Source organism: Arthrobacter sp. LT660 (genome assembly GCF_056172845.1).
This window is the reverse complement of sequence record NZ_CM149651.1, coordinates 2,211,187-2,232,620: the sequence shown is the minus strand read 5'-3', so window position 1 is coordinate 2,232,620 and position 21,434 is coordinate 2,211,187. Positions and strand designations below refer to the sequence as shown.

Genomic DNA, 21,434 nt, shown 5'->3' with positions numbered 1-21,434 from the left:
CCGAGGGTTAGGGACGCCAGAACGTGGCGATGGCCGGACGGATCGCCGAATGGACGTGCGGGCCGTCCCGGCAGATGCCCGACCACAGCAGGTACGCCTCCACCACCAGCGGTATGGCCGGGTGGTCGCCGGACCGGTGCGCCGGATACGCGTCCTCCGAGGCCAGCGCCCGGTCGCCGCGGTCCGGCACCGTGAGCGGCGGACGCGCTTCGGCGGCGGACGGATCGCGGCCGCCGGCGTCCTGCCGTCCCGCGTAGCCGGGGAGGGCGATATCCAGCGTCGTGAAGGTGGCACCGTCGGGGCTGGCCGCCACCGCCGCAACGTAGTCCACGTCGTCGTCGTGCCGCACCCACCGGCGCCGCGCCGACGGTGGGACGACGACGAAGCCCCCTCCGCCGACGTCGTGCAGCATGTGCCGGACCGAGCCGGGACGCTCCAGGAGATCCAGCTCGTCCTCGAGCGCGGCACGCTCCTCGGGGGTGGGCGTCCGGCCCAACAGCTCGTCGTGGGCCAGCACGTGCTGCTCCGTCCAGGCGATGAAGTGCGCCGTCGGATCGTCCGCCAACGCCTCGCCGGCGAGCAGTTCCGCCCAACCGACCAGGGCATCCGCGAACCCCGGATCGCGGCCGGGCCCGGCGGGGTGGCCGTACCCCATCGCCTTGGTGAACCCCGGGTCCATGGTGTCCTCGCTGTTGCCGTGGCGCCGCTCCGCGCGGGAGGGCGGCGGCCCGGACGGGCCCTTACCTGCGACGATATCCCGCTCAGGCGGGCAGGTGCGCGTCGTCGATCCGGTGCTGGCGCATGGCCCGCTGGATGAACCCGACCCGGCTGGGGGTCATCGTGACCTCGATGTGCGCCTCGAGCGCCTTCAGTTCACGGCGCCACTTCCGCGCCGGTTCCCCGCGCCGGATGCGCCTTGCGGCGTGCGCGGCCAGCGCGTCCACGGCGTAGGCGACGAACGCCTGCGGGCGGGCTTCGCGGATGGCCTCGAAGGCCTCGACCGTTCCGAACCCGCGGTCCAACAGGATCGCGTACCCCATCGACGGGCCCCGGTTGATGCCCATGTGGCAGTGCGCCAGGACCTTTCCGCCCTCCCGGCGGGAGGCCCGGGCAACGCGGACGCCGGCGTCGAACAGGGCGGCGTCCACCGTGTGGCCGGCGCGGTCGTCGGTTCCCAGCCAGTGGTAGCCGATGCCGAACTGCGGCCACACGTCGGAGTCGTCGGCCTCGCTGCGCATGTCCAGGATGTGGGTGACGCCGGAGTCGACGATGTCCGCGGCCTGCAACGCGGCCCGGGTCGGCGAGTGCGCCAGGTCACCGCCGACCGCGAGGTCGGCGGCGACCCAGCTGATGTTGGCGCGGATGCTCACTTTCCGGATTTCCGGCGCTCGTCCGGTGAGAACACGCTGGCGGTGCGGACGGCGTCGACGGACTCCCCGCGGCGGCCCATCCGGCGGGCTCGGGAGGTCATCTGGCTGTAGGCGGACATCGCGACGTCGACGGTTTCGCTGGTGAAGGTCAGGGACCGGTCCGCCGAGATGCCGAGTCCGGTGCCGACCTCCACGGCGTCCTGGTTGGACCCCAGATAGGAGACGATCCAACCGGACTCCTTCTCCACCGCGTTGACCAGCTTGCGGATGCCGGGGCGGTCGAACTCCACCGACGCGTTCTCGTGCCCGTCGGTCATGATGCCGAAGTGCACCTGACCCGGGCGCTCCGCCGCCGGGAGCTCGGCGATGCCGGCCTTCGTGGTGGCCACGGTTCGCGCCATGGCGTCCAGCAGGGCCGTGGCGCCCCGCGGCTCCAGGACCAGCGGCGGCACGTCGGCGATCGGCCGGTCGACGTAGACCGCGTCGAACTCCGTGTCGAACTGATACAGCGAAACGTTGCAGCGCCCCGGCTCGGCGCGCTGGCCTTCGACCATGGCGGCGAACCCGCCGACGATGTCCGGTTTGATGGACTGCATGGAACCGGAGCGGTCCAGCAGGAAAACCATGAGTGTGAGCTCCTTGTCCGGCATGGCGTGCTCCCTTGCGTTCGTGGTGCGTCGGATGGGGGGTGGTGGTTCAGGTGGCGCGGCGGCGCTTGAAGGTCATCTTGGGTTCGGGGGCGGGCCGGCCGAGTTCCGAGTCGTAGCGGGCACGTTCCACCGACGAGCTCCCGACCTTGCCGTCCGGGTCCGAGTAGCCGCCCAGCGTCTCGGTGCGGGCTAGTCGCGGGGGAACCGCGTTGGGGGAGAGCCCCGCCCGCAACGCCACCGAGCGAAGCGAGGCCCCTTCCAGGGCCGCTTCGGCCATGGCGTCGTTGAGGACATCGTCCAGCAGTTCGCGCACCTCGCCGAGGCGCTCCACGGCTTCCATCGAGTCCTCGGGGAGGTCGCGCAGCAGGTCCGCTGCCCGGGCGACGTCGTTGCGGATTTTTTTGTGCATAGACCAAGTATGCGCAGTTTCTGCGTATTTGTCCAGAGTGCACGCGTGCGCTTTTTGACGCCTACCTTGACCGGCCCCCGGACCGGGTCCAAGCTGGGCATCAGTGGTCCGCCGTCGCGGTGGGCCGTGTCCCGGGAGGAGCACGCCATGTCGGAACGGGCACAGAACGGATCGACCGGTGGTGGCGGCGTGGTCGTCATCGGCGCTGGGCTCGCCGCCGCGCACGTCGTCGGCACGCTTCGCGAGGAGGGGTACGACGCCGACATCATCCTGGTGGGCGACGAACCGGCCGCCCCGTATGAAAGGCCGCCGCTGTCCAAGGGCTACCTCCAGGGCAAGGACGAGCGCTCCAAGGCCTTCGTGCACGACGAATCCTGGTACGCCGAGCACGGCGTGACGCTGCTCCTGGGTGAGACCGCGGACGCCATCGACCGCCGCAACGCCACCGTGTCCCTATCCTCCGGCGACGGAGTTCCGTATTCCACCCTGGTGCTGGCGACGGGCGCTTCGCCGCGCAGGCTGCCGCTTCCCGGGGCGGACCTCGAGGGCGTCCTCACCTTGCGTCGGCTCGAGGATTCGGAGGCGCTGCGGCACGCCTTTGCCGCCGGCGGTCGGTTGGCGATCGTCGGCGCCGGCTGGATCGGGCTGGAGGTGGCCGCGTCGGCGCGCGGGGCGGGCATGGACGTCGTCGTCGTCGCCCCGGACGCGGTTCCGCTTCAGGCCGCACTCGGCAGGGAGATGGGGGAGCACTTCGCCGCCCTGCACCGGCGCAACGGCGTCGACTTGAGGTTGGACACCCGCGTGATGGGAATCCTCGAACGCGACGGGCGCGCGGCCGGCCTGGCGACCGATGCGGGCGACGTTCTGGCCGATGTCGTACTGGTGGCCGTCGGGGCGGTCCCCAACACGGCGCTCGCCGAGGGCGCCGGACTGGCGGTCGACAACGGGGTCGTCGTCGACTCGCGGCTCCGGACGGAGGACCCGGCGATCCTCGCCGTGGGCGACGTCGCCAACGCCCGGCACGCGACGCTGGGACCGCTCCGCGTGGAGCACTGGGACAACGCGATCCGGCAGGGCAAGCTCGCGGCGCAGACGATCCTCGGCCGGGACAGCGCGTACGACTGGCTGCCCTATTTCTTCACGGACCAGTACGACGTCGGCATGGAATACGTCGGGCGCGCCGGCCGCGATGCCGAGGTGGTGGTCCGCGGGGACGCGTCGAAAGAGGAGTTCATCACGTTCTGGATCGAGGGCGGCACGGTCACGGCGGCCATGAACGTCAACATCTGGGACGTCGGCGACGCTTTGCGCGCCGTGGTGGGCCGCAGCGTCCCTTCCGGGCGACTCCGGGACCCGGCGGTGCCGTTGGGGGAGCTGTAGGACGAGGGCGGGGAATGAAACGGGTTCCGTAGACTGTTCTGGGTTCGTCAGCGTAGCCGCACCTCCGTCCCGCGCGCCCTACGCACCACCCCCAGACAGGATCCGAATGACCCCCTCTGCCCGCTCCACACTTCCACGCGGCACGCGGCTCGAAGGCCGCGCGCTGCTGCTGGCCGTCCTGGCGCTCGCCATGGGCGGCTTCGGCATCGGCACCACGGAGTTCGCCATCATGGGCCTGCTGCAGGAGGGTGCGGCCGATCTGGGCGTGACGAACCCGGACATGGGACTGATGATCTCCGCGTACGCCATCGGCGTGGTGGTCGGCGCCCCGGTCATCACCGCCGTCGGCGCGCGCGTGCCCCGCAAGACGATGGTCCTGTGGCTGATGGCGTTCTTCACGCTCGCCAACGTCTCCTCGGTCGTGGCCCCGAACTACGAGTGGATGCTGTTCACCCGCTTCCTCTCCGGGCTGCCGCACGGCGCGTATTTCGGGATCGCCGCGATCCTGGCTGGTTCGCTGGTCCCGGCCACCATGCGCGGCCGCGCCATCGCCTGGGTCATGTTGGGACTGTCGGTGGCCAACGTCCTGGGCGTGCCCGCGGTGACATGGATGGGCCAGCAGCTCGGCTGGCGGTGGATGTTCGGCGTTGTGGGGATCGTCGGCGCCCTGACCTGGATCAGCATCAAGACCTTCGTGCCGTTCAACCCGGCGCACGCCGAGGCCAGCATCCGCCGCGAGCTCAGCGCCCTGCGCAGCGGCCAGGTCTGGCTGGCGATGCTCGTCGGCGTCGTGGGGTTCGGCGGGTTCTTCGCGGTCTACGCGTACATCAGCCCCACGCTCACGGACGTCACGGGCCTGCCGATCGGATCCGTTCCGCTGGTCCTGGGACTCTACGGCGTGGGCATGGTGATCGGAAACCTCCTGGGCGGGCGGCTGGCGGACTGGTCCGTGCGCGGCAGCATCTACATCGCGACGGGCGCCATGGTGGTGTTCATGACGACGTTCGGGCTGGTCTCTCCCTACCCGGTCCCGGCACTGATCATGGTGTTCATCCTCGGCGGCACCGGCTCCATCCTGGTGCCCGGACTGCAGGCGCTGCTGATGGATTCCGCGCCGCGGGCGCAGTCCCTGGCCGCCTCGTTGAACCACTCGGCGCTGAACGTGGCGAACGCGCTCGGCGCCGCGCTGGGGGCAGTGGTCATCGGCCTCGGCTTCGGGTACCAGGCGCCCGCGTTCGTCGGCGCGGGGCTGGCACTGTTGGGACTCCTCCTGGCGCTCGCGGCCGGGCATGGGGCACGACGCCGGTCCGCCTCCACGCCGTCGGACGCGGTCGACGCTCCCGTGGCCTAGCGCCGGGCCGTTCTCCGATTGGCGCGGCACGGCTCCGGTGCTGTAGATTATTGATTCGGCTCGGGCACCGGTTTCCGGTGTGGGGCCGCCTCCGCGGGGGTATGGCGCAGTTGGTAGCGCGTCTGCATGGCATGCAGAAGGTCAGGGGTTCGAATCCCCTTACCTCCACGTAAGTAGAGAAATTCGAAACCTGCCCCGTCTGATGGCGGGGCAGGTTTGTGTCCCGGTCCGGTTGGGTCGTCTCGCCCCTGTGCTCTTGAGCGAGGACAGCGGCCGCCGGTTCGGCCGGCACGAACGTGACGTGTTCGTCCTCGTCGACGATGATCCGCTTGAACAGCGCGCGGTTGAGGATGCGGCGTTCAGTAGGTTCGCACTTGCTGTAGAGGTCTCCGAGGTCGGTGAGGACACCGACAATCTGATCGAGCCCCTCATGAGCGTTGTGGTATGTGTTCGCGAGACTATCGAGCCGGCTGGTGATCGCGTGCAGGCTGGTACGGATGCGGCCCTGTTCGGTCTTAAGCAGGTCGAGCGGGATGGCGTCGGCGTAGTGGGCTTGGACGAGCTTGAGGCGTTCGGCATCGAGCTTTTCGCGCTGTGCAGTAAGTACGACGCGTTCGTCGTCGCTGGAGGTTTCGAGCTGGGCGAACACCTGGTGCAGGAGTTGGCTGATGCGTTGCGCTTCCTCGTCGGTGAGACCGTTGATGCCGTAGCCGCGTTCGATGCGGTTCTCGATCCGTTCGGCGAGGATCGCCGAGCGAGTGCAGCCGTTCTTCTTGCGTCGCCCTGAGCAGGTGAAGTACTCGTAGCGATCACCTTGCTTGTCACGGGGCCGTTCGATCATGAGCTTGGCGCCGCACGAGCAGTACACAGTTCCCTTGAGGTAGTGGTCGTACTTCTGAGGCCGATCGCCCACGGCATTCTTCGCATCGAGTTGGGTCTGGACGCGCAGCCACGTGTCCGAGTCGACCAGAGGAGTATGGGCGCCGTCGTAAGTGACGCCACGGAAGGTCACGGTGCCCTGGTAGTAGGGATTGGTCAGTACCTTGTGCAACCCCGTGGTGGTGACCGGTCTTGCCGGCTGTGAGGGTGTGGGGCGGGTCGCTAGGCCACGGGTCTTCAACTCACGTGCGAGGGAGGACAGGGACCAGTCGCCGGTGGCGTAGGCGGTGAACGCGAACCGGATCAGCTCGGCGCGGTCCGGGTCCAGTTCGATCTCTCGGGCTTCTCGGCCCTTGGCATCGGTGGTGCGCACGTTCAGGTAGCCCACCGGTGCCTTGGTCGGCGTGCCGCCGATTGAAGCCTTCTGCGTCATCCCCTTGACGACTTCCTGGGCCAGGTTGAGGGAGTAGAACTCCGCCATGGAGGCGAGGATGCCGTGCATGAGCATACCTGAGGGCGACTCGTCGATGTTCTCCGTGACCGAGACCAGAGTGATGTTTGCCTCGCGCAACGTGGCATGGATGATGGCGTCGTCGAGCCGGTTGCGAGCGAGCCGGTCGATTTTGTTGATGATGCACAACTGCACCGGGTTTGCGGCGATGTAGTTAAGCATCTCCTGCAACGCCCGCCTGCGGGTGGTCTTGGCAGACTCGCCGGGCTCGATGAACTCCTTGACGATGACCGCACCGAGCTGTTCGGCTTTGCGCTGGGCGGCTTCACGCTGAGCGGGGATGGACAGACCTTCTTCGAGGCCGTTGCGTGTGGCCTGGTCCTTGGTAGAGACCCGCAGATAGGAGACGGCGGGCACAGGTCCGTCCGGCCGTTCCTCCCTGACTGCGGCCGTCTGTTGGCGTTTGTCGGCAGCGAGGGTGCGGAGCGTTGCGAGGTCGATGCCGGAAGGAAGATAGGTGGGAGTCATCGGGTGACCGCCTTTCAGGTGCCCAACTGTCAGTTGGGTGTCTGGGGCGCTGGATGGCGGTCACATCAGGAATCGAAAAGGACACCCCTCAATGAGGGGCTTAGGATCAGTGCCAGCGACGCCGTGATCGTCGTGTTGACATCTGATTCTACCGCCTGGCTGTGAGCAGTTGTCGGAGGTGCTTGCCTGCTTGGGCGGCGGTGTCGTCTTCGGAGGCGCGCAGTGCGAGCCGGATGAGGACTTCGGCAACCTTCTCAGCGTCGATCTCCTCGCGTCGGTCGAAACGAACCCGGACCGGCCGGTCTGCGCCGGAGCGTTCGCTCTTGGGCGAGTAGGAGCGCACCATCAGCGCTCGCCTCGCTCACGTTGGTCACCGGGACGGTGGTCGAAGAGTTCACCGGTGGATTCGTTGATCGTGACGAAGAACGCATCTTCCGCGGCTTGCCGCTCTCGGACCTGCTCGCGGACGAAGTCCACGAACTCTGAATCCCGGTCGGCGATCACGTCGTCCTCCACCGGTGGTGCAGGCTCTTCGCCAGGCCAGGCAGTTTGCCGGGTCGGGCGGTCACGGTCGAGTCGGGTGCCGGAGGCGGCGACCCAGTCACGCAGCCGCGCCCTGGCGTCGGCGAAGTCGCGGTGCCAGCCGATGGGCGCGGAGCCGTTCTGGTCGGGATCGTAAGCGCATAGCCAGTGCAGATGCAGTGCGGAGAGTTCCCAGACAAGTTCGGAATGGTGGTGCCAAAACGGAGGGATCACGGCGGCGGGGAGCCCGTAGGTGTGGCGCAGCCAGTCGACCCACCGGTTCAGCTCCAGCCACTCTTGCTCCAGGTCGTGGGCGGAGAGCAGATTCCAGTTCACCGGATGCGGCGGCCCGCCCACCGACTCATTTGTCATCTCAGCGCCGAAGTCGTCGTCCAAGTCCTCATCGAGGTCGCTCTCGTCGGGCTCCGGGGGCGCCATATCGTCACTCATGATGCTGCTCCTCCCGGTTCAGCGGCCCAGCACCGAAGCATCGGCAGCCGGCCGGGATTGAGGCGGGTCGAACACTCGGTTGTGCTCGCGGGTCGCGCTCTCGCGCTCGGCGGCAACACCGGTCCGGCGGGGGACGCGGTCCACCTCGTAGCGCGTCCGGGCCGTATCGTGGCCGATCTTCTTGGCCACGAACTCCTCGCCCTCGATCTCTTGCTCGTCGCGGGTGTAAGCGTACTCGTGTGCGTAGCCTTCGGCCACGAAGTTGTCGCCTTTGGTGAAGCGCTCGTAGGCGCGTTCGGCGGTGGCCCGGTACAGCACGAGATTGCTGAAGCTCGGCTCCAGCTTCGTGAACGCCCCGTCTTCTTCGCGACGGTAGTTCTCCTGCCCGAACCGGGCATAGAACCGAGCGTCACCGGTCTCCGTGGTCGTGAGCTGCGGATCGGTGGCGATAAACCCCGAGATGGACTGCTGCGTGTGTATAGCCATCGGACCTTCTCCTGACGATGAGTCGCGACCACCAGGACGTGGTCGCTGTGTCAGTCAGGTGCACGGCCCTTACCCATGCAGGGCTCACGACTGCGCAGGGTGGCGGAGCAGTGCTTCGATCTCGTCTCGGTCGATCTTCAACCTGGCGGCGTCCGGCCGGGTAGGCCAGGCACGTAGGTCGGTGACGATCGGTGGTGCGGAGCGCAGGAGCGTGATCCCGGTGCCGAACGGCAGGGTTCTGATCCGGTCGGGTGGAAGAATCGCGACACGGCGCACTGAGCGCTGATTGGAGCGGGTGCCGTGGTCTCCGAGGGTGACGGAGTCGGTGTACTCGTCGCGCTCGCCGATCAGCGTGGAGAGGTCTTGGAGGTCCCGGCTGTTGGAGGCGCCGCCGAGGATGATCTTGACGATGGAGGCGTCCCAGATCGCGCCGGCCGCGTTGTCGTTCCACTTGTCGCGCGCTTGGGCCAACGATTGGAGGACGGGCAGGGTGGTGATGCCGGTGCCACCGCCTTCGGCCATCAAGGTCGGTAGCGATGGCAACGGTGCGAGGTTGCCGATTTCGTCGAGGGCAAGCAGCAGGGGCGGATCGAGCCTTGCGCCGGGTGAGCGGGCAGCGAGCTTCCGGGCAGTTTCGACGAGGTCCTCCACGAACGCGGCCACCAGGGCGGCGGATGCGCCGGCGCCGGCGCCCGTGGCCAGCAGGTAGAGGGTGCCGCGGTCGCGGATGAAGGTCTCGGGGTCGAAGCCCTCACCCGGCCCGGGCGACACCTCATTGAGCACGCGGGGGTCGGCAAGGGCACCGAGGGCCAGGGCGACGCCCTGCCAGATGCTGTCGCGTGTCTTCGGATCGGCGTCGATCATTGCCCCGAGCGATTCCGCCCACCCGGTCGCGGCCATAGGCGAGTTGGTGAGGATCGCGACGGCTTCGGCAGCCGCAGACGGGTCGAGTGTCCATCGGAACAGTTCAGCCGGTGACCGGTAGTCGAGGGCAGCGGCATGTAGAAGGGCTTGAAGTGCGGTGCGGGTCTTACCTTCCCAGAACCCGCCCGAATCGACGCCGCCGGCGGACAATCCAGTGGCAGCGGCAAGGCCGGTGGCGCGGATCATCGCCGTCAGCGGGTCCTCGCACCCGCGGACCGGCGACCAGCGGAGTCCGCCGGGGATGCCTACGGCGAGGTGCTGGGGGTCGAACACCGCCACCGGGCCGAGGCGCTCTCGGGCGCGCAGGGTCGCGGTGAGGTTGTCCGGGCGTGTGCTGGTGGTGACGACGGCGCCGGGGGCGTCGAGGATGGCGTTGATGACGACCTGGAGGCCTTTGCCGGATCGGGGTGGTCCGATGAGCAGGATCGAGTCCTCCACGCTGGCCCACACGTCCCGTCCCTTGGAGGTGCCGATCCGGTATCCGACGTCCGCAGGAGCGGGATTGTTCAGCGACGGACGCAGCGTCCGGGCACGGTGCAGTAGCGCCTTGGCGGAGGCGCTCTGGTTTACCTCGTAGGCGGTGGCGGTGCCGGCAAGGCGCCGCGGATCCGTCTCGAACTTGCGGGAGTGGCGACGCAGCCGCATCCATACCCATGTCCCTGCCGTCGCGAGGCCGGTGAGCAGGATCGCTGTGACAATCCAGTACGTCACCGCGTTGAGGCCGGCGGCGTCGAGCGCTGTGGCGGGATCGCCAGGGTTGAACAGTACCCTCAGCCCGGAGGCGGGGCCGGCGGCAGGTTGGGGCGTGCCGGTGAGAAACGCGGCCACTGATCCCGCCGCGCGCAGGATCAGTGCGGCACCGAACATCGCCACTAGTCCGACGAGGGCGGCGTTGGTCAGCTCGTCGCCGAACGAACCACCTTGGCGCTGCTGGGACGCGTTCACGGCAGCCGCCGAACATGGACGGCGCCCGAGATGCGCCCGAGCAGCACCACCTCGCCGCAGCCGTCGCGCAGAAGTGAAGCGTGTTGGGTCTTGTCGAGGAGGGTATGGGCATGACCAGTACCGGCGGCGTCGGTGTGGGAGACAATGACCGCGACGGCGATGTTCTCATCGGACGCGAACCCGTCAGCGGTGACCTCGATCAACTGCGGTGCGCGCGTTCTCGTGGCGTGATTACCGCATTGCTTCTCCAGTTCGGCTGCTGAGGGTGGTTCACGAGTGGTGCGTCTGCCGGGTCGGATGATGTCGGTGAACACGCTCCCGTCAGTCTCACGGATCTCTATGCGCACCGCGGATGTCCGGTCCTTGGTGATGGCATTCAGCAGGATTCCGAAGGCGTTCCGCGTCCATATGTGTTCGTCGGCTGGCGGTGGGAAGGGGTTCCCGTCGACCGTGACCTTCAGAACGCCCGGCTCAGTGACGGTGATGATCACGTGCGGCAGTACGACCGGCGTCTGTTCGGATTCCTGCCAGGTCGAACGTCGTGGGGGTTTGCGGTTCATCGCTTTACCCCTGAGATGAGCCTGGAGCTGGTGTCGAACAATTCCAGTTCAGCGGGATGCAGCTGGTGTTGGGTTACGAAGGCCCTGTCTTTGATACGCCAGAGCCCCTGCCCGACACCTAACGAGGGGAGAAGTTTCTGTTCGGTGCCGGTGAGCCCGAGAGCAATAGCGGTGGGGCCGAGCTGATCGGGCTCTTGCCGGTATACGATCCGGGTCTCGGCGTTGGCGAGCAGGCTGCTGGCGAGGGATCGCATGGCGGAGCCGGCGTCGCCGACGTTGTCGAGGTCGGAGAGCTTGTGGAAGATCAGCATGTTCGCGATCCCGTAATGCCTGGCCAGCCGCCAATGTGCGTCCATCCGTCGCAGCAGTGCCGGGTGGGACATGAGCCGCCACGCCTCGTCATAGATCACCCACCGCTGCCCACCGTTGGGGTCCAATAAGGCGGACTCCATCCACGCCGACGAGCACGTCATCAGCACTGAGATCAACGTGCTGTTCTCGGTGACACGGGACAGGTCCAGGGAGATCATCGGCAGGGACGGGTCGAACGCCACCGTGGATGGTCCGTCGAACAGCCCGGCGAGGTCGCCGGCGACCAGGCGGCGCAGGGCGTGGCCGACGAGCCGGCCGTCTTCGGCCAACCGGTCGTCGGCGTCCGCGCTGGGGGTGAGGACGCGATCGACTACCATCGGCAGGATCGGCACGGTGTTTTCCCGCACAGTCTCGCTCAGTGCCAGGTCGATCGCGGTGTGCTCCAATGGCGTCAGATCCCGAGCGAGGACGGTCTCGGTCAGCGACCCGATCAGGTCGCGGCGGCGGGCCGCGACCGTGATGGCCCACTGCTCATTTGAGAGCCCGGAGGGCCGGTGGCCCTCGTCAAGTGGGTTCAGTCGCGTGTTGAGCCCATGGCCGAGGACGATCGCCTGACCACCGACAGCCTCGGCGACCGCGGTGTGCTCGCCCTTCGGATCACCGGGAATATAGACCCGCCGCCCGAACGGCAACGATCGCGTGTAGAGCGACTTCGCCAGGCTGGACTTGCCAGAGCCGACGATCCCGGCCAGGACAACGTTCGGGGCCGTGATGACGCCACGGGCGTAGAGCACCCACGGGTCGTACACGAAGCTGCCGCCAGAGTAAAGGTCTTGGCCGACGAACACCCCGTCGGAGCCGAGACCGCCTTCGGCGATGAACGGATACGCCCCTGCCAACGTCGCCGACGTGTCCTGATGCCTCGGCAGGCGGGACCGGCCGGGGGTGCGTAGCGCGGCCGGGCCGGGTTCACCCGCGGCAGACAGAAAGGTGGTGGCGCGCCGTTCGCTCCGCCGGGCCTCCGCTTCCGCTTTCGCGGCTGTCTGCTCGGCGCGATGCTGTTCAGTCTGGAGCCGGACGGCAGCCTGCCGGCGCTGCTTGCGCAGCCAGCGCCGGTCGGAGGCCAGGGCGACCAGGACAGAGGTGTGCAGCCGCTCGTGTTCGCTCACAGTGACAGTCCCCGGGACTGCTTCACCCCGGCAAAGCCGGGTTGCTCGAACCACGAAGGATCAGGCGCACGCCGTACACGCGGAGCGGCCGTCTCTTCTTCGTTCGGCACGGGAACATCGTGTCCGACACTCGTCTCACGTGCGGTTGCGGTGCCGGGTTCGGGAAGCGCGTCTTCGGTGAGCACAGTGTGCTGACGAAGCAGGCTCACGTGCCCCATCGCCGCGTTCGAGGTGAGGGTGTAGCCGTCCGCGGTCACGGACCGGTCGAGCGCGCCGCTCGGTGGCTCGTCGTAGACGTACCCATTCTCCAACGCTGCGACGGTGGTCTCGTACCCGTAGTCGAAACCCTTCAAGTGCTCGATCGCGGCGGCTGCTCCATCACGGTCGATCAGATCGAGCACCTCATCGGCATCCTCACCTTGGAGGAACACCACAGAGACCCACCGTCGCGTGGCAGTCTTCGTTAGTGGCTCTTGGTCGAGAGCGGGATCGGGGTGCCAGGCGATCCTGCCCGCATGACCGAACGCTGTATCGAGCCGGTCGTGCACCTGATCCAGCAGTGTGCCGGCCTGGTGCAGCTCGTCCGAAGCGGCGAGGGCACGGTCCGCCCCGCTGGGATGGTCGCCATGGTCGTCGTGGGCACGGCCGCGGTGGGCCAGGTGAGCATTCGCGAGCTGGTCGAGCACCTGCCGAAGCGACCGTACCCCGGAGGTCAGGTCACTGAGCACGGCGTACGTGTCGGCGGGGTTGTCGAAAGCGAGGCTGGCGTGGGCGAGACCGCGCAGCGCTTCGGATGCCTCGGCGGCATCGGCGAGTGGGTTGTGGAACGTGGGCATGAACGGCCTCCCGTGAACTCAGGCGAATCCCCGGATTCGGGGTCACGGGTCAGGTGCGCGCACCTGACACAACTTGCCCAGCGGATTTGTCAAATGCGGCGGCAGAGCGGGAGCGCTGCGGCGGTGAACGCGGCGGCCTGCTGGCCGACGAGTAGCCGGGTCTCGCATGAGGCTTGGATCGCGGCCTGTTCGATGGCGGCGACGGCGGCCTCCAGCTCGTCGATTGTCGGGGCGGAGACGCTGATGAGGCCGGTATAGCGCAGCACGCCGTGGCCGGCGGTCAGGTCGGCTTCCTGCTGGAGGACGTCGTGGTACTCGGCGGTGAGGGCGGCATCTTCGATTTGGCCGATCTTCGCTCGCTGGGTGGCGTTGCTGATGTGCTCGACCTTCTTCTTGCGGATGTCCCTGGCCGCCTGGTCGGATCGCATCGGCGTGCAGAGCAGCGAGAAGCTCCGCTGGATGCCGGTGGAGAGCAGCACCGGGGACAGGAAGCCGGGGTAGACCATCGAGCGGGGCCATTCCGAGATCCACAGCACCGCATGATGTGCCGAGTCGGTGCGTAGTCTCGTCCATGATTCGTTCACGGCGACAGGCCCGGCGGTGGCAAGGCTCTGGCCCAGCTCACCGTGTCGCTGCAGCGTCGCAGCGATCGCCGGGTCGTACGCACCACGAAGGATGACGGCGATCTGTCCAGGGGTGAGCCACCCCGAGGGGGTCAGGTCGGCTGATCGCAGGGCGGCGACCATCGTGCTCATTTCTTGGCGGAGTACGGCTGCGGTGCCGCGGATACCGCCGCCTGCGGTCCTGATCTGCCGGGCGGCGGTCCTCATGTCCAGCGACAGAGACAGCGTGGTTGCGTGGCGTTCGCCGGCGGGGCCGGCGCGGTCGATGAGTTCGGCGTAGGTGGTCGCCGCCCAGCTGTCATCGGCGGTGCCGTGGGAGGCCCACCATTCGGCGAGTCCGGTGCCGGAGTCCGGCAGGGTGCGCTCCAGCACCTGGAGGGTGGCGATGCGGCCCGAGCGGCAGAGGGTCGCTAGGACGCGGCCCCAGGAGATGACGCGGCGTTCCTGCTCGCCCGGATCGAGGAGGACGAATGCCGCATGCGACACCTCGCACACGACCGTTAGGGTCTGCTGGTGGGGGTCGTGGATCATCCCGGCGCCGCTCTGGGGGTCGGTGTACTCCCGCAGCCGGGCCATGTCACCGGGAAGTGCGAGGGTGCCGACCGGACGCGGTGTCACCACCCGCCGCCGGTACAGAAGCTGCCCGCCGGTGGACCGCCAGAGCCACCAGAACGCGACCGGCAGCCACTCGATGGCCGGACGTCCCGTGATGGGTATCCACGTCAGTGCGACCGCGAGCACCCAGACGGGCGCGGTGTAGGCCAAAAGGATGCCACCACCGCCGTAGAGGGCGCCGACGACTGAGAGCACGCCGATCGTCAACGTGATCAGCTGTGCCAGCGACAGTCCTAACAGCACGCCCCGACGGGTGAGCCGGGAGAACTTCACCGGCACCAGCTCCGACGAGGCCGGGCGCTCGTTCTTCGTCTTAGTCACGGCCTCTTCACTCCTTCCCGGTGGGCTTCGGTACCGGCGGCAGTGGTTGCTTCGGCGGACGCGGCGTTGGCTTCATTGGAGTCGGTGTCTGCTTCGGCGGGGCCGATTCAGGCGTAAATGGAGCCGCTTGCGGTGCTTGCGGTGCCGGTGTGGGCCGACCCGCTGATGGAGCTTTTGGCCCCGGTATGGACGGTGGCGGTGCTGCTTGCGCCGGTTGCGGTGGCGTGCTGCCGGTCTGAGCGGCCGAGTTTGCTGCGGTCTCACCGTGGCCGCCGAGGGCTTTACCGGCTATGGGTCCAGCGCTCGCGGCATCCTTGGCGACCTTCCCGGCAACAACTGCCGCTGCTGCGGGACCAGCCGCCGCTGTACCAACTCCTGCTCCGCCGCTCGCGCCAGCTCCCGCGCCGGCACTTGACCCAGCTCCTGCGGACCCGTCCGCGGCGGCGTTGCCTCCGCCTGCTCCGGCGGTTCCGTCCGGGGCCTGGACTCTGGGGTTCCTCGGCTGGAGTGGGCTCTGCCCACCGGCACCATCGCCCTTGGCACCCCCACCGTGGCCCCCGCCACCGTTGCTCGCACTGCCGCTGCCGCTGCCTCCGTCGAGGACCTTCTTCGGCTCGCCGCTGCTTTGCGGCTTGGTCGGTGACGGGACGGGCCGGTTGAGCGCATTTTTCGCGTCCTGCTCGGACCCGATCGCGTGGTACATGTCGAATCCCACGAACGAGAGGAACTTGTACGTCAGGTACGGCGCGAAGGCAGCCATCGCCATGAGTACGATCCCGGCGATCGGATCGCTGACCGATGACAAGTCCCCGTCAATCGGCGCCGACACCTGGGTGATGGCGACGAGGAACATGACGACGAGGACGAGCTTGGAGCAGATCAGCGCGATGACGAACATCGCCCACTTGCTGATCCACCCACGCGTGGCATCCCACGATGCACCGGAGAAGGCCAGCGGCGCGAGCACGATGGCGACCAGCAACAGGGCTTTGCGGACGAGGAGAGAGAACCAGACGATGGCGGCTGCACTGATCGCGAGCCCGGCGAGGAAGATCGTGATAATCGCCCCGACACCGGGTGCGGCGATGTTGATCCCGACCAGGCCGGCCGCGAGCAGGGTGATCTTGTCGCCCATGGATTCGGTGGTCTCGCCGGCGGCCTGGATGATCCCGATGCAGAGCTGGTCGACGATTTCCAACAGCAATGCGGTCAGCGTGATGACCACGAACGACCCGAGGACCGACTTCGCCAAACCGAGTGCGGCGCGAGACAGTGTAGTGGGGTCACGTCGGATCAGTCCGGTGATGAGTTGGAGGAAGAAGAACAGCAGCATCACGAAAACCGCGATGCCGAACAGGATGTTGTAGACCGCCACGTACTCCTCGCGGGTGACATCGACCAGCGTGGTCGTGTCGAATACCGCCCAGACGGCCTCGAACAGCCATCCCGCTGCTGCTCCCATCGCTTGGGCGAGCCAGTCGAACGGCGCCGCCACCAAACTGGCGGCGGCTTCGCCGGCAGTGTCGCACACGGACGAGATGATGGGGACGTCGCACACAGCCACCACAGATCACTCCCTCTTACTCGGGTGTTGGTGGGCGGGGTCAGACCTGCTGGCCGACGTTCCAGAAGAAGTTGATCAGCGTCACACTGGCACCGCAGATGACCGCGGCACCGCAGCTCACGAGGACGCCGACCTTCCCTCTGCCGGCCAGGTGCGGGTTGGAGGAGTTGGCGCCGAAGCCCCATACGATCGCGCTGATGATCAGCGCGAGGACGGACAGGATCAGGCCGATGGTCATGATCGCCCCGACGATGGTGCGCAGTTGGGTGATGCCGGGTAGGCCGTCGCTGTTGGGGTTGATGTCGATCTGCATCGGCAACGCGGGACCGTACAGGCTGGCGGCTTCGATGGCGAGGGTCAGGGTGTTCACGGCGGAGTGCTCCTTTACTGGCGAGGCGGGTGGTTCTCGCAGTTCAGGTGCACCGCCCACCCCAGACACCGCCGGTGGCAGAGGTTCGATGGGCGAGCAGGGTTCAGAGTTGCTGGCCGAGGTCGATGAGCCAGTTCATCCACGCGACCCCGCCGCCGGCGAGGACCGCAGCACCCAAGGCGGTCCATGCGCCGATACGCGCTTTGGTTGCAGCAGCGTGGTTTCCGTTGCTGGTGGCGATGGCCCAGATGATGGCGCACACGATCAGCATCAGCACGGCAATAATGAGCGCGAAGGTCAGCAGTGCGCCGATCACCTCGCGCAGATCGCCGATTCCGCTGAGGCCCTCGAAGTCGGGGAACACGTCCATGCCGCTCAGATCCTGGACCGGACGGTGACGTGGAGGTGGTCGTAGTGGCCTCCGGTCACGTCGCTGGGGTCGTGCATGCCGCCGCCGTCGTAGTCCCGCCAGCCTTCGTCGTCGCGGGCGAGGGTCCAGATTTTGCCTTGCCAGATCAGGTACTCCACGCCGAGGGTCTCGGCGTGGTCCTTCATCCAGTTGGTGGCCTCCCACCCGGCTTCGAGCTGCGACGGGGTGGGGTGCTGGCCGATGGCGTTGCCGAATGTGAGGTCACAGGCCCGGCCGAGGGGGTGCTCGGATACGGTGCCGGGCCGCGGTGAATAGCAGGCCCAGGAGGTGTCGGGGAAGGTGGCGATGCCGCGGGCGTAGAGGTGCAGAAGGCGGGCGGTGATCTGCCCGTCGCTCGTGGGGTCATCCACCATCCGGTCCGGGTCGCCGTCGAGCGGGTCTGGGACGCGACCGGGAACACTGGTGTCGGGGTCGCAGCCGGCCGGTGTTGCGGTCGCTGGTTCGAGGAGGTCGGCGGCGTCGTGGCTGGTGAGCCAGGCGGCGGGGTCGGTGTGCTCGCCGCTGGTGCCACCGGTGCGGGCCTCGAAGTGCAGATGCGGCCCCGTCGAGTAGCCGGAGGAGCCGACGTCGCCGATGTGCTGCCCGGCGGTCACCTGGTCGCCGGTGGTGACATGGATGCCGTGTTCCCACATGTGCCCATACCCGGTCGCGACGGCCTGCCCGGCGATGGTGTGCTCTATGACGATGAGCCCGCCATAGCCGCCGGAGTACTCGGCGACGGTAACGATGCCGTCCGCGGCCGCGAGGATCGGGGTGCCGTCCGGTGCGGCGAAGTCCGTGCCGGTGTGGAAGGCGTCTTCTCCGGTGATCGGATGCACCCTCGGTCCGTACTCGCTGGTGTGCACCCAGGTGTCCTCCGGGAGGGGGAACACGACGCGTGAGGACTCGGCCGCGACGGTCTGCACGGCAGGGACCGCGGTGCCGCCGGTCGAGATGCCCCCAGCGACGGTTGTGGTGGTTGCGGTGAGGGTGGTCAAGATGGTCTCGGCGACGGGCTCGTAATTCCGGTAGCGGTCCGGGTAGGCGGAGACTTCGACGGCTTGGGCGGCTTCGCCCTTGTCCATCTGCTCCCAGCCGGGGATGTCCAAGAGCCCTCGCGGTGAGGGATAGTTGGGGCCTTTTGGTCCGCCGAAGAACGCCCGCGCCTGGTAGACGGGGTCCATGAGGTCGGCGACCGTGCCCCAGCCGGACTGCGGGCGCATCTGGAACAGGCCGAGGCTGTCGTTGTCGGAGCCGTCGCCGTCGTTGGGGTAGCCCACCGATTCGGGGTAGGCGCTGGTGTTGGACAGCATCCGGAGGGTGGATTCGGTCAGCGCGGCCATGAGCGCAATCACCAGCCCGTCACGGGTGATGCCGTCGATGCTCGTGCCGGTCTCGATGATCGTCGCCGCATGCGTGAGCTGGGTGTTGTTCAACGTGAAGGTCTCACCGTTCGGTGTTGTGACGGTGAGTTCTCCAGGGACGTCGCCAACTGTGAGGTTGGTGCCCGCGGCGGTGCAGGAGGCGGTGGCGGCGGGGTTCATCACCACCCCAACACCGACCAGTACGAGCGACGGCGCCAGGAACGCCAGCGCGAGGGCGGCGATGGTGAGCTTCTTCATCACGAGTAATCACCTCGCGCCTAACTGAGTGGGTTATCGAGTTGGGACAACCGGAGCAGGTGGCAGGTGTCGTAGGTCGGGGCGCAGACGATGAACACGGTGAAGGCCACCGGATGCTCGGAGGTGACGTCTTCGCCGTTCCAGATGCCGGTGCGGTGGCGGGTGCCCTTGATCGTGTACGCGATGGTGCCCTCGGCGAGCTGCCCGGGCTGTGCCTGATCCACGGCCGTGTCCCAGACATCGGGCACGAACATCTCGTCGATGGTCAGGTGCTGGGCGGTGGCGTAGTGACGCAGTTCCGTCCAGGCTTCCCGGTTGGGCAGGTAGGTCGCGATGTCGGAAGCGACACCGGCCTGCTCAGCACCCGAGGGGTCGCCGACGGCGAGGATCACGCTCGTGTAGTCCAGGGGCATGAACCCCGAGGCGGTGTCCCAGGCGAACAACGCGGTCGCGATGTTGCGGGCGAAGGTCTCCGGATCGTCCGAGGCGCGTACGGTCGGCAGGCGCTGCGTCGCAGTAGGCACCGGATGGCTCGGTGATGTGAGGACCAGCCCAGGCGGCCGGCTCCCGTCGCTGCCGCTCTCGTTCGTGGTGGGTGGTCCGGTGATGAGGCCGTAGACGCCGATGCCGGCCAGCACGAGGACCGTCACCAGTACGGCGAGCACGGCGATCAGACGGTGTCGGGAACGAGGCTCGGGGAGGTCGGGAATCTTCATGCCCGGTAGGTGCACCACAGCGCCCGTGGCTAAGTCGAAGGTCAGAGCGCGCGCAGATGCCCCCGCGCCGGGACGGATTCAGTGTTGTTGTGTCTGTCCCGGGCGGCGCGCAGCTCCTCGGCGAACCGGCTCGTGCCCTCAGCGGCCGCAAGGAAGGATTCGATTTGCTGGTCGGTCAGTTCGGCGGCGAGCTGGTCGATGTCGTAGTGCGTCCACCAGTCGGCCAGTTCAGTCCAGGTCAGCACGAACGCCCGCACCGGATACCGCACCGGTTCACCACCATCGTCGGCTACTGGCTTGGAGCGGGGGGTGCGCTTCTTCGCTTTCTTGGCACGAACGAGCGCCTCGGCGGCAAGTTGATGCAGATTGGCCTCGCGCTCCTCCGGGGCCGTGGTGACAGCGGCGCGCACCGCTTCATAGATCGGGTGCACCGGGGCACCACCGTCGATGCGCTTCAGTTCAGCGCTCACCTGCTCACGCAAGTCGGCGGGCTGGCCGGGGTCGTCAGCGATCTTCTGGAGGTGGCCGATCTTCTCCAGCGTGGTGTGGGACGCACCGCCGGGAATCATCGCCGCCGCCTGCTCACGGCTCCTCCCGGGTGCGCCGCTTGACGGTGGTGCAAAATGTGCACCACCGTCGCCTCCCGGCTGATTCTCGGTGCTGAACCGTGCCGAAGCCTGCCGGCGGGCGGCGTCCTCGGTCATGAGCGCTTTCAGTTCCCGGTACAGGGCAGCCGCCTCGGTCTGGGTCAGCGGCTTGTGCAACACGTTTTCGTCCTGCTCAGCGAGGAGATGTCCGAGTCGATCGGAGATGCCCGAGCGGACCCACACGTTGACGGTTTTCCAGCCGAGCTGCTTGATCGCCGCCAACCGGCGCGCACCACAGACGAGCACACCATCTGGGGTGATGGTAACGGGTTGCAGGAGGCCGCCGCGGTCGATGGAGGTGGCGAGTTCATGGATGTCACCCAGCTCGGCACGGTGCCGCCGCCCCACCATGATCGAGGCGACCGTGCGCTCTAGTTCGATGTGTCCCGATGGCGCGCTCACGACTGGGCACCTCCGCGATGCCCACTGCTCTGTGCTGCGAGAGAGACAGCGAGGATGAGATCGTCGTCGCGCAGCAGCACCGGCAGGGTCTCGCCGATCAGCAGCCGCAGCAGCACACCCCGCCCGGTCGCGGTAGCGGTGTAAGGGGGGTGGGGGTTGCCAAGCAGTGTCTTCAGCAAGGTGGTCCAGGAGCGGCCGGGGATGTCGAGGAGTGCGCGGGCGTGCTTGTCCCGCCGCAGCGCTTCATAGGTACCCTGACGGGTGCCGATCCTCGCCAGCGCCCCGCACACATGCTCAACCGCAGCCCGTGCCGTGGCCGGTGGCCAGTCCAGCAGCATGAACAAGGTGATCGCGTCCTCGACCGCAGATGACGCCGACGTGCACGCCCGCGCCGACGCCGCCGAGCCGTCTCCGTCGTCACCGTCGTGGGTGGTCTGGGTGTGATCGGTGACATGGAACGCCGGGTGGTAATCCGTCAGTGGATTGTCGCGATCCGCGAAGCGTTCGGGATCATGAAACGCCGATACATGCGGACGTCTGGCCTGATGGACTGAACAGAGCAGGCCTTGGGCGCGTTCTTCGAAGACGCAGGTGATCCGCACCGCATGCGTGACCACCGCCCACGGATCGACGGCCTCTCGTGCCGCTTTGGTGCGCATCACATCGAACGCCGCACTAGCGCTCTCCCATGGGTCCAGACCGTGTTTGCGCGCCAACGGTGCGTACTTTTCCGCGGTGAAGGTCATCAGTTTTGCCGCGGTAGGGTCGCGCCCCCATGCGCCCGGCCCGGCGGCGTGGAGTCGGTGCAGCAAAGCGCGTAGACCCTCGCTGGTCGTGAAGTCACCGCCCGGCTCGGGCGTCTTGTCGGTGGTGACGGTGTGCGTGTGCTCGGTCATGGTCAGGGCACCTCCTGACAAGCAGGT

The 21,434-nt window shown here is 67.7% G+C and carries 22 protein-coding genes, 1 tRNA gene and 1 pseudogene; 4 read left to right on the top strand and 20 right to left on the bottom strand.

All coding sequences use genetic code 11. The features are described 5' to 3' along the window. Positions 1-7: 7 nt before the first annotated feature. From AC0QSG_RS10310 to AC0QSG_RS10295, 4 genes are all read right to left on the bottom strand, one after another. Positions 8-679 carry a hypothetical protein gene (locus AC0QSG_RS10310; RefSeq protein WP_475375282.1) on the bottom strand — a complete coding sequence of 224 codons (672 nt, stop codon included), beginning with the start codon at positions 677-679 and terminating at the stop codon, positions 8-10. 82 nt (positions 680-761) lie between these two features. Next, complete coding sequence (locus tag AC0QSG_RS10305) at positions 762-1,370, bottom strand: protein-tyrosine phosphatase family protein (protein WP_435729084.1); 609 nt, start codon at positions 1,368-1,370, stop codon at positions 762-764. After that, on the bottom strand, positions 1,367-2,020 hold the full coding sequence (locus AC0QSG_RS10300) for a VWA domain-containing protein (RefSeq protein WP_475375281.1): 654 nt from the start codon (positions 2,018-2,020) through the stop codon (positions 1,367-1,369). Before AC0QSG_RS10300 ends, AC0QSG_RS10305 begins: the two co-directional genes overlap by 4 nt. Positions 2,021-2,066: 46 nt before the next feature. Then, complete coding sequence (locus AC0QSG_RS10295; RefSeq protein ID WP_475375280.1) at positions 2,067-2,429, bottom strand: hypothetical protein; 363 nt, start codon at positions 2,427-2,429, stop codon at positions 2,067-2,069. A gap of 147 nt (positions 2,430-2,576) precedes the next feature. On the opposite strand from AC0QSG_RS10295, the gene AC0QSG_RS10290 reads away from it, so the two are divergent. The 4 genes from AC0QSG_RS10290 (at position 2,577) to AC0QSG_RS10275 (ending at position 5,947) form a co-directional block, all read left to right on the top strand. Further along, positions 2,577-3,809 carry an NAD(P)/FAD-dependent oxidoreductase gene (locus tag AC0QSG_RS10290; protein ID WP_475375279.1) on the top strand — a complete coding sequence of 411 codons (1,233 nt, stop codon included), beginning with the start codon at positions 2,577-2,579 and terminating at the stop codon, positions 3,807-3,809. Positions 3,810-3,915: 106 nt separating this feature from the next. Then, positions 3,916-5,160: an MFS transporter gene (locus AC0QSG_RS10285; RefSeq protein WP_475375278.1), complete on the top strand. Its 1,245-nt coding sequence runs from the start codon at positions 3,916-3,918 to the stop codon at positions 5,158-5,160. Between the two features lie 95 nt (positions 5,161-5,255). Next, positions 5,256-5,328: transfer RNA gene (locus tag AC0QSG_RS10280), tRNA-Ala, on the top strand. A gap of 133 nt (positions 5,329-5,461) precedes the next feature. Continuing rightward, complete coding sequence (locus AC0QSG_RS10275) at positions 5,462-5,947, top strand: hypothetical protein (protein WP_475375277.1); 486 nt, start codon at positions 5,462-5,464, stop codon at positions 5,945-5,947. Here AC0QSG_RS10275 and AC0QSG_RS10270 read toward each other — a convergent pair. The 16 genes and pseudogenes from AC0QSG_RS10270 to AC0QSG_RS10195 all read right to left on the bottom strand — a co-directional run. Next, positions 5,936-7,018: pseudogene (locus AC0QSG_RS10270) on the bottom strand (recombinase family protein); the annotation flags it as partial. The gene AC0QSG_RS10275 and the pseudogene AC0QSG_RS10270 sit on opposite strands and share 12 nt — an antisense overlap. Positions 7,019-7,166: 148 nt before the next feature. Next, positions 7,167-7,364, bottom strand: a complete 198-nt coding sequence (locus tag AC0QSG_RS10265) for a hypothetical protein (RefSeq protein WP_019482647.1) — start codon at positions 7,362-7,364, stop codon at positions 7,167-7,169. Continuing rightward, positions 7,364-7,990: a hypothetical protein gene (locus AC0QSG_RS10260; protein WP_019482646.1), complete on the bottom strand. Its 627-nt coding sequence runs from the start codon at positions 7,988-7,990 to the stop codon at positions 7,364-7,366. Before AC0QSG_RS10260 ends, AC0QSG_RS10265 begins: the two co-directional genes overlap by 1 nt. 18 nt (positions 7,991-8,008) lie before the next feature. Further along, positions 8,009-8,476 carry a single-stranded DNA-binding protein gene (locus tag AC0QSG_RS10255; protein WP_019482645.1) on the bottom strand — a complete coding sequence of 156 codons (468 nt, stop codon included), beginning with the start codon at positions 8,474-8,476 and terminating at the stop codon, positions 8,009-8,011. A gap of 84 nt (positions 8,477-8,560) precedes the next feature. Next, entirely contained in the window at positions 8,561-10,267 is a 1,707-nt protein-coding gene (locus AC0QSG_RS10250) for a type IV secretory system conjugative DNA transfer family protein (protein ID WP_083850887.1), read from the bottom strand. 74 nt (positions 10,268-10,341) lie between these two features. Next, complete coding sequence (locus AC0QSG_RS10245) at positions 10,342-10,905, bottom strand: hypothetical protein (RefSeq protein WP_019482643.1); 564 nt, start codon at positions 10,903-10,905, stop codon at positions 10,342-10,344. Beyond that, positions 10,902-12,386, bottom strand: coding sequence for an ATP-binding protein (locus AC0QSG_RS10240; RefSeq protein WP_019482642.1), 1,485 nt, complete (start codon positions 12,384-12,386; stop codon positions 10,902-10,904). The genes AC0QSG_RS10245 and AC0QSG_RS10240 overlap by 4 nt, the downstream gene beginning before the upstream one ends. Further along, a complete protein-coding gene (locus AC0QSG_RS10235; protein WP_019482641.1) occupies positions 12,383-13,222 on the bottom strand; it encodes a hypothetical protein in 840 nt (279 codons plus the stop codon). Before AC0QSG_RS10235 ends, AC0QSG_RS10240 begins: the two co-directional genes overlap by 4 nt. A gap of 89 nt (positions 13,223-13,311) precedes the next feature. After that, positions 13,312-14,781, bottom strand: a complete 1,470-nt coding sequence (locus AC0QSG_RS10230; protein ID WP_019482640.1) for an SCO6880 family protein — start codon at positions 14,779-14,781, stop codon at positions 13,312-13,314. Positions 14,782-14,788: 7 nt separating this feature from the next. After that, the gene (locus AC0QSG_RS10225) at positions 14,789-16,345 is read right to left on the bottom strand and encodes a TrbL/VirB6 family protein (protein ID WP_035766772.1); all 1,557 of its coding nucleotides are present in this window, start codon (positions 16,343-16,345) and stop codon (positions 14,789-14,791) included. Positions 16,346-16,385: 40 nt separating this feature from the next. Then, a complete protein-coding gene (locus AC0QSG_RS10220) occupies positions 16,386-16,658 on the bottom strand; it encodes a DUF6112 family protein (RefSeq protein WP_050994907.1) in 273 nt (90 codons plus the stop codon). Positions 16,659-16,818: 160 nt separating this feature from the next. Then, complete coding sequence (locus AC0QSG_RS10215) at positions 16,819-17,085, bottom strand: DUF6112 family protein (protein WP_019482637.1); 267 nt, start codon at positions 17,083-17,085, stop codon at positions 16,819-16,821. A 5-nt stretch (positions 17,086-17,090) separates the two neighbouring features. After that, the gene (locus tag AC0QSG_RS10210) at positions 17,091-18,746 is read right to left on the bottom strand and encodes a M23 family metallopeptidase (RefSeq protein ID WP_019482636.1); all 1,656 of its coding nucleotides are present in this window, start codon (positions 18,744-18,746) and stop codon (positions 17,091-17,093) included. 20 nt (positions 18,747-18,766) lie between these two features. After that, positions 18,767-19,462 carry a hypothetical protein gene (locus tag AC0QSG_RS10205; protein ID WP_019482635.1) on the bottom strand — a complete coding sequence of 232 codons (696 nt, stop codon included), beginning with the start codon at positions 19,460-19,462 and terminating at the stop codon, positions 18,767-18,769. Positions 19,463-19,503: 41 nt separating this feature from the next. Continuing rightward, the gene (locus AC0QSG_RS10200) at positions 19,504-20,511 is read right to left on the bottom strand and encodes a ParB N-terminal domain-containing protein (RefSeq protein ID WP_019482634.1); all 1,008 of its coding nucleotides are present in this window, start codon (positions 20,509-20,511) and stop codon (positions 19,504-19,506) included. Continuing rightward, on the bottom strand, positions 20,508-21,407 hold the full coding sequence (locus AC0QSG_RS10195) for a hypothetical protein (protein WP_475377302.1): 900 nt from the start codon (positions 21,405-21,407) through the stop codon (positions 20,508-20,510). Before AC0QSG_RS10195 ends, AC0QSG_RS10200 begins: the two co-directional genes overlap by 4 nt. Positions 21,408-21,434 lie beyond the last annotated feature (27 nt).

Excerpts from the sequence above, each read along its gene's own strand:
- AC0QSG_RS10310 (WP_475375282.1), bottom strand. The coding sequence starts at position 679 with ATGGACCCGGGGTTCACCAAGGCGATGGGGTACGGCCACCCCGCCGGG.
- AC0QSG_RS10300 (WP_475375281.1), bottom strand. The coding sequence starts at position 2,020 with ATGCCGGACAAGGAGCTCACACTCATGGTTTTCCTGCTGGACCGCTCC.
- AC0QSG_RS10295 (WP_475375280.1), bottom strand. The coding sequence starts at position 2,429 with ATGCACAAAAAAATCCGCAACGACGTCGCCCGGGCAGCGGACCTGCTG.
- AC0QSG_RS10290 (WP_475375279.1), top strand. The coding sequence starts at position 2,577 with ATGTCGGAACGGGCACAGAACGGATCGACCGGTGGTGGCGGCGTGGTC.
- AC0QSG_RS10285 (WP_475375278.1), top strand. The coding sequence starts at position 3,916 with ATGACCCCCTCTGCCCGCTCCACACTTCCACGCGGCACGCGGCTCGAA.
- AC0QSG_RS10265 (WP_019482647.1), bottom strand. The coding sequence starts at position 7,364 with ATGGTGCGCTCCTACTCGCCCAAGAGCGAACGCTCCGGCGCAGACCGG.
- AC0QSG_RS10260 (WP_019482646.1), bottom strand. The coding sequence starts at position 7,990 with ATGAGTGACGATATGGCGCCCCCGGAGCCCGACGAGAGCGACCTCGAT.
- AC0QSG_RS10255 (WP_019482645.1), bottom strand. The coding sequence starts at position 8,476 with ATGGCTATACACACGCAGCAGTCCATCTCGGGGTTTATCGCCACCGAT.
- AC0QSG_RS10250 (WP_083850887.1), bottom strand. The coding sequence starts at position 10,267 with ATGTTCGGTGCCGCACTGATCCTGCGCGCGGCGGGATCAGTGGCCGCG.
- AC0QSG_RS10245 (WP_019482643.1), bottom strand. The coding sequence starts at position 10,905 with ATGAACCGCAAACCCCCACGACGTTCGACCTGGCAGGAATCCGAACAG.
- AC0QSG_RS10235 (WP_019482641.1), bottom strand. The coding sequence starts at position 13,222 with ATGCCCACGTTCCACAACCCACTCGCCGATGCCGCCGAGGCATCCGAA.
- AC0QSG_RS10220 (WP_050994907.1), bottom strand. The coding sequence starts at position 16,658 with ATGCAGATCGACATCAACCCCAACAGCGACGGCCTACCCGGCATCACC.
- AC0QSG_RS10215 (WP_019482637.1), bottom strand. The coding sequence starts at position 17,085 with ATGGACGTGTTCCCCGACTTCGAGGGCCTCAGCGGAATCGGCGATCTG.
- AC0QSG_RS10210 (WP_019482636.1), bottom strand. The coding sequence starts at position 18,746 with ATGAAGAAGCTCACCATCGCCGCCCTCGCGCTGGCGTTCCTGGCGCCG.
- AC0QSG_RS10205 (WP_019482635.1), bottom strand. The coding sequence starts at position 19,462 with ATGAAGATTCCCGACCTCCCCGAGCCTCGTTCCCGACACCGTCTGATC.
- AC0QSG_RS10195 (WP_475377302.1), bottom strand. The coding sequence starts at position 21,407 with ATGACCGAGCACACGCACACCGTCACCACCGACAAGACGCCCGAGCCG.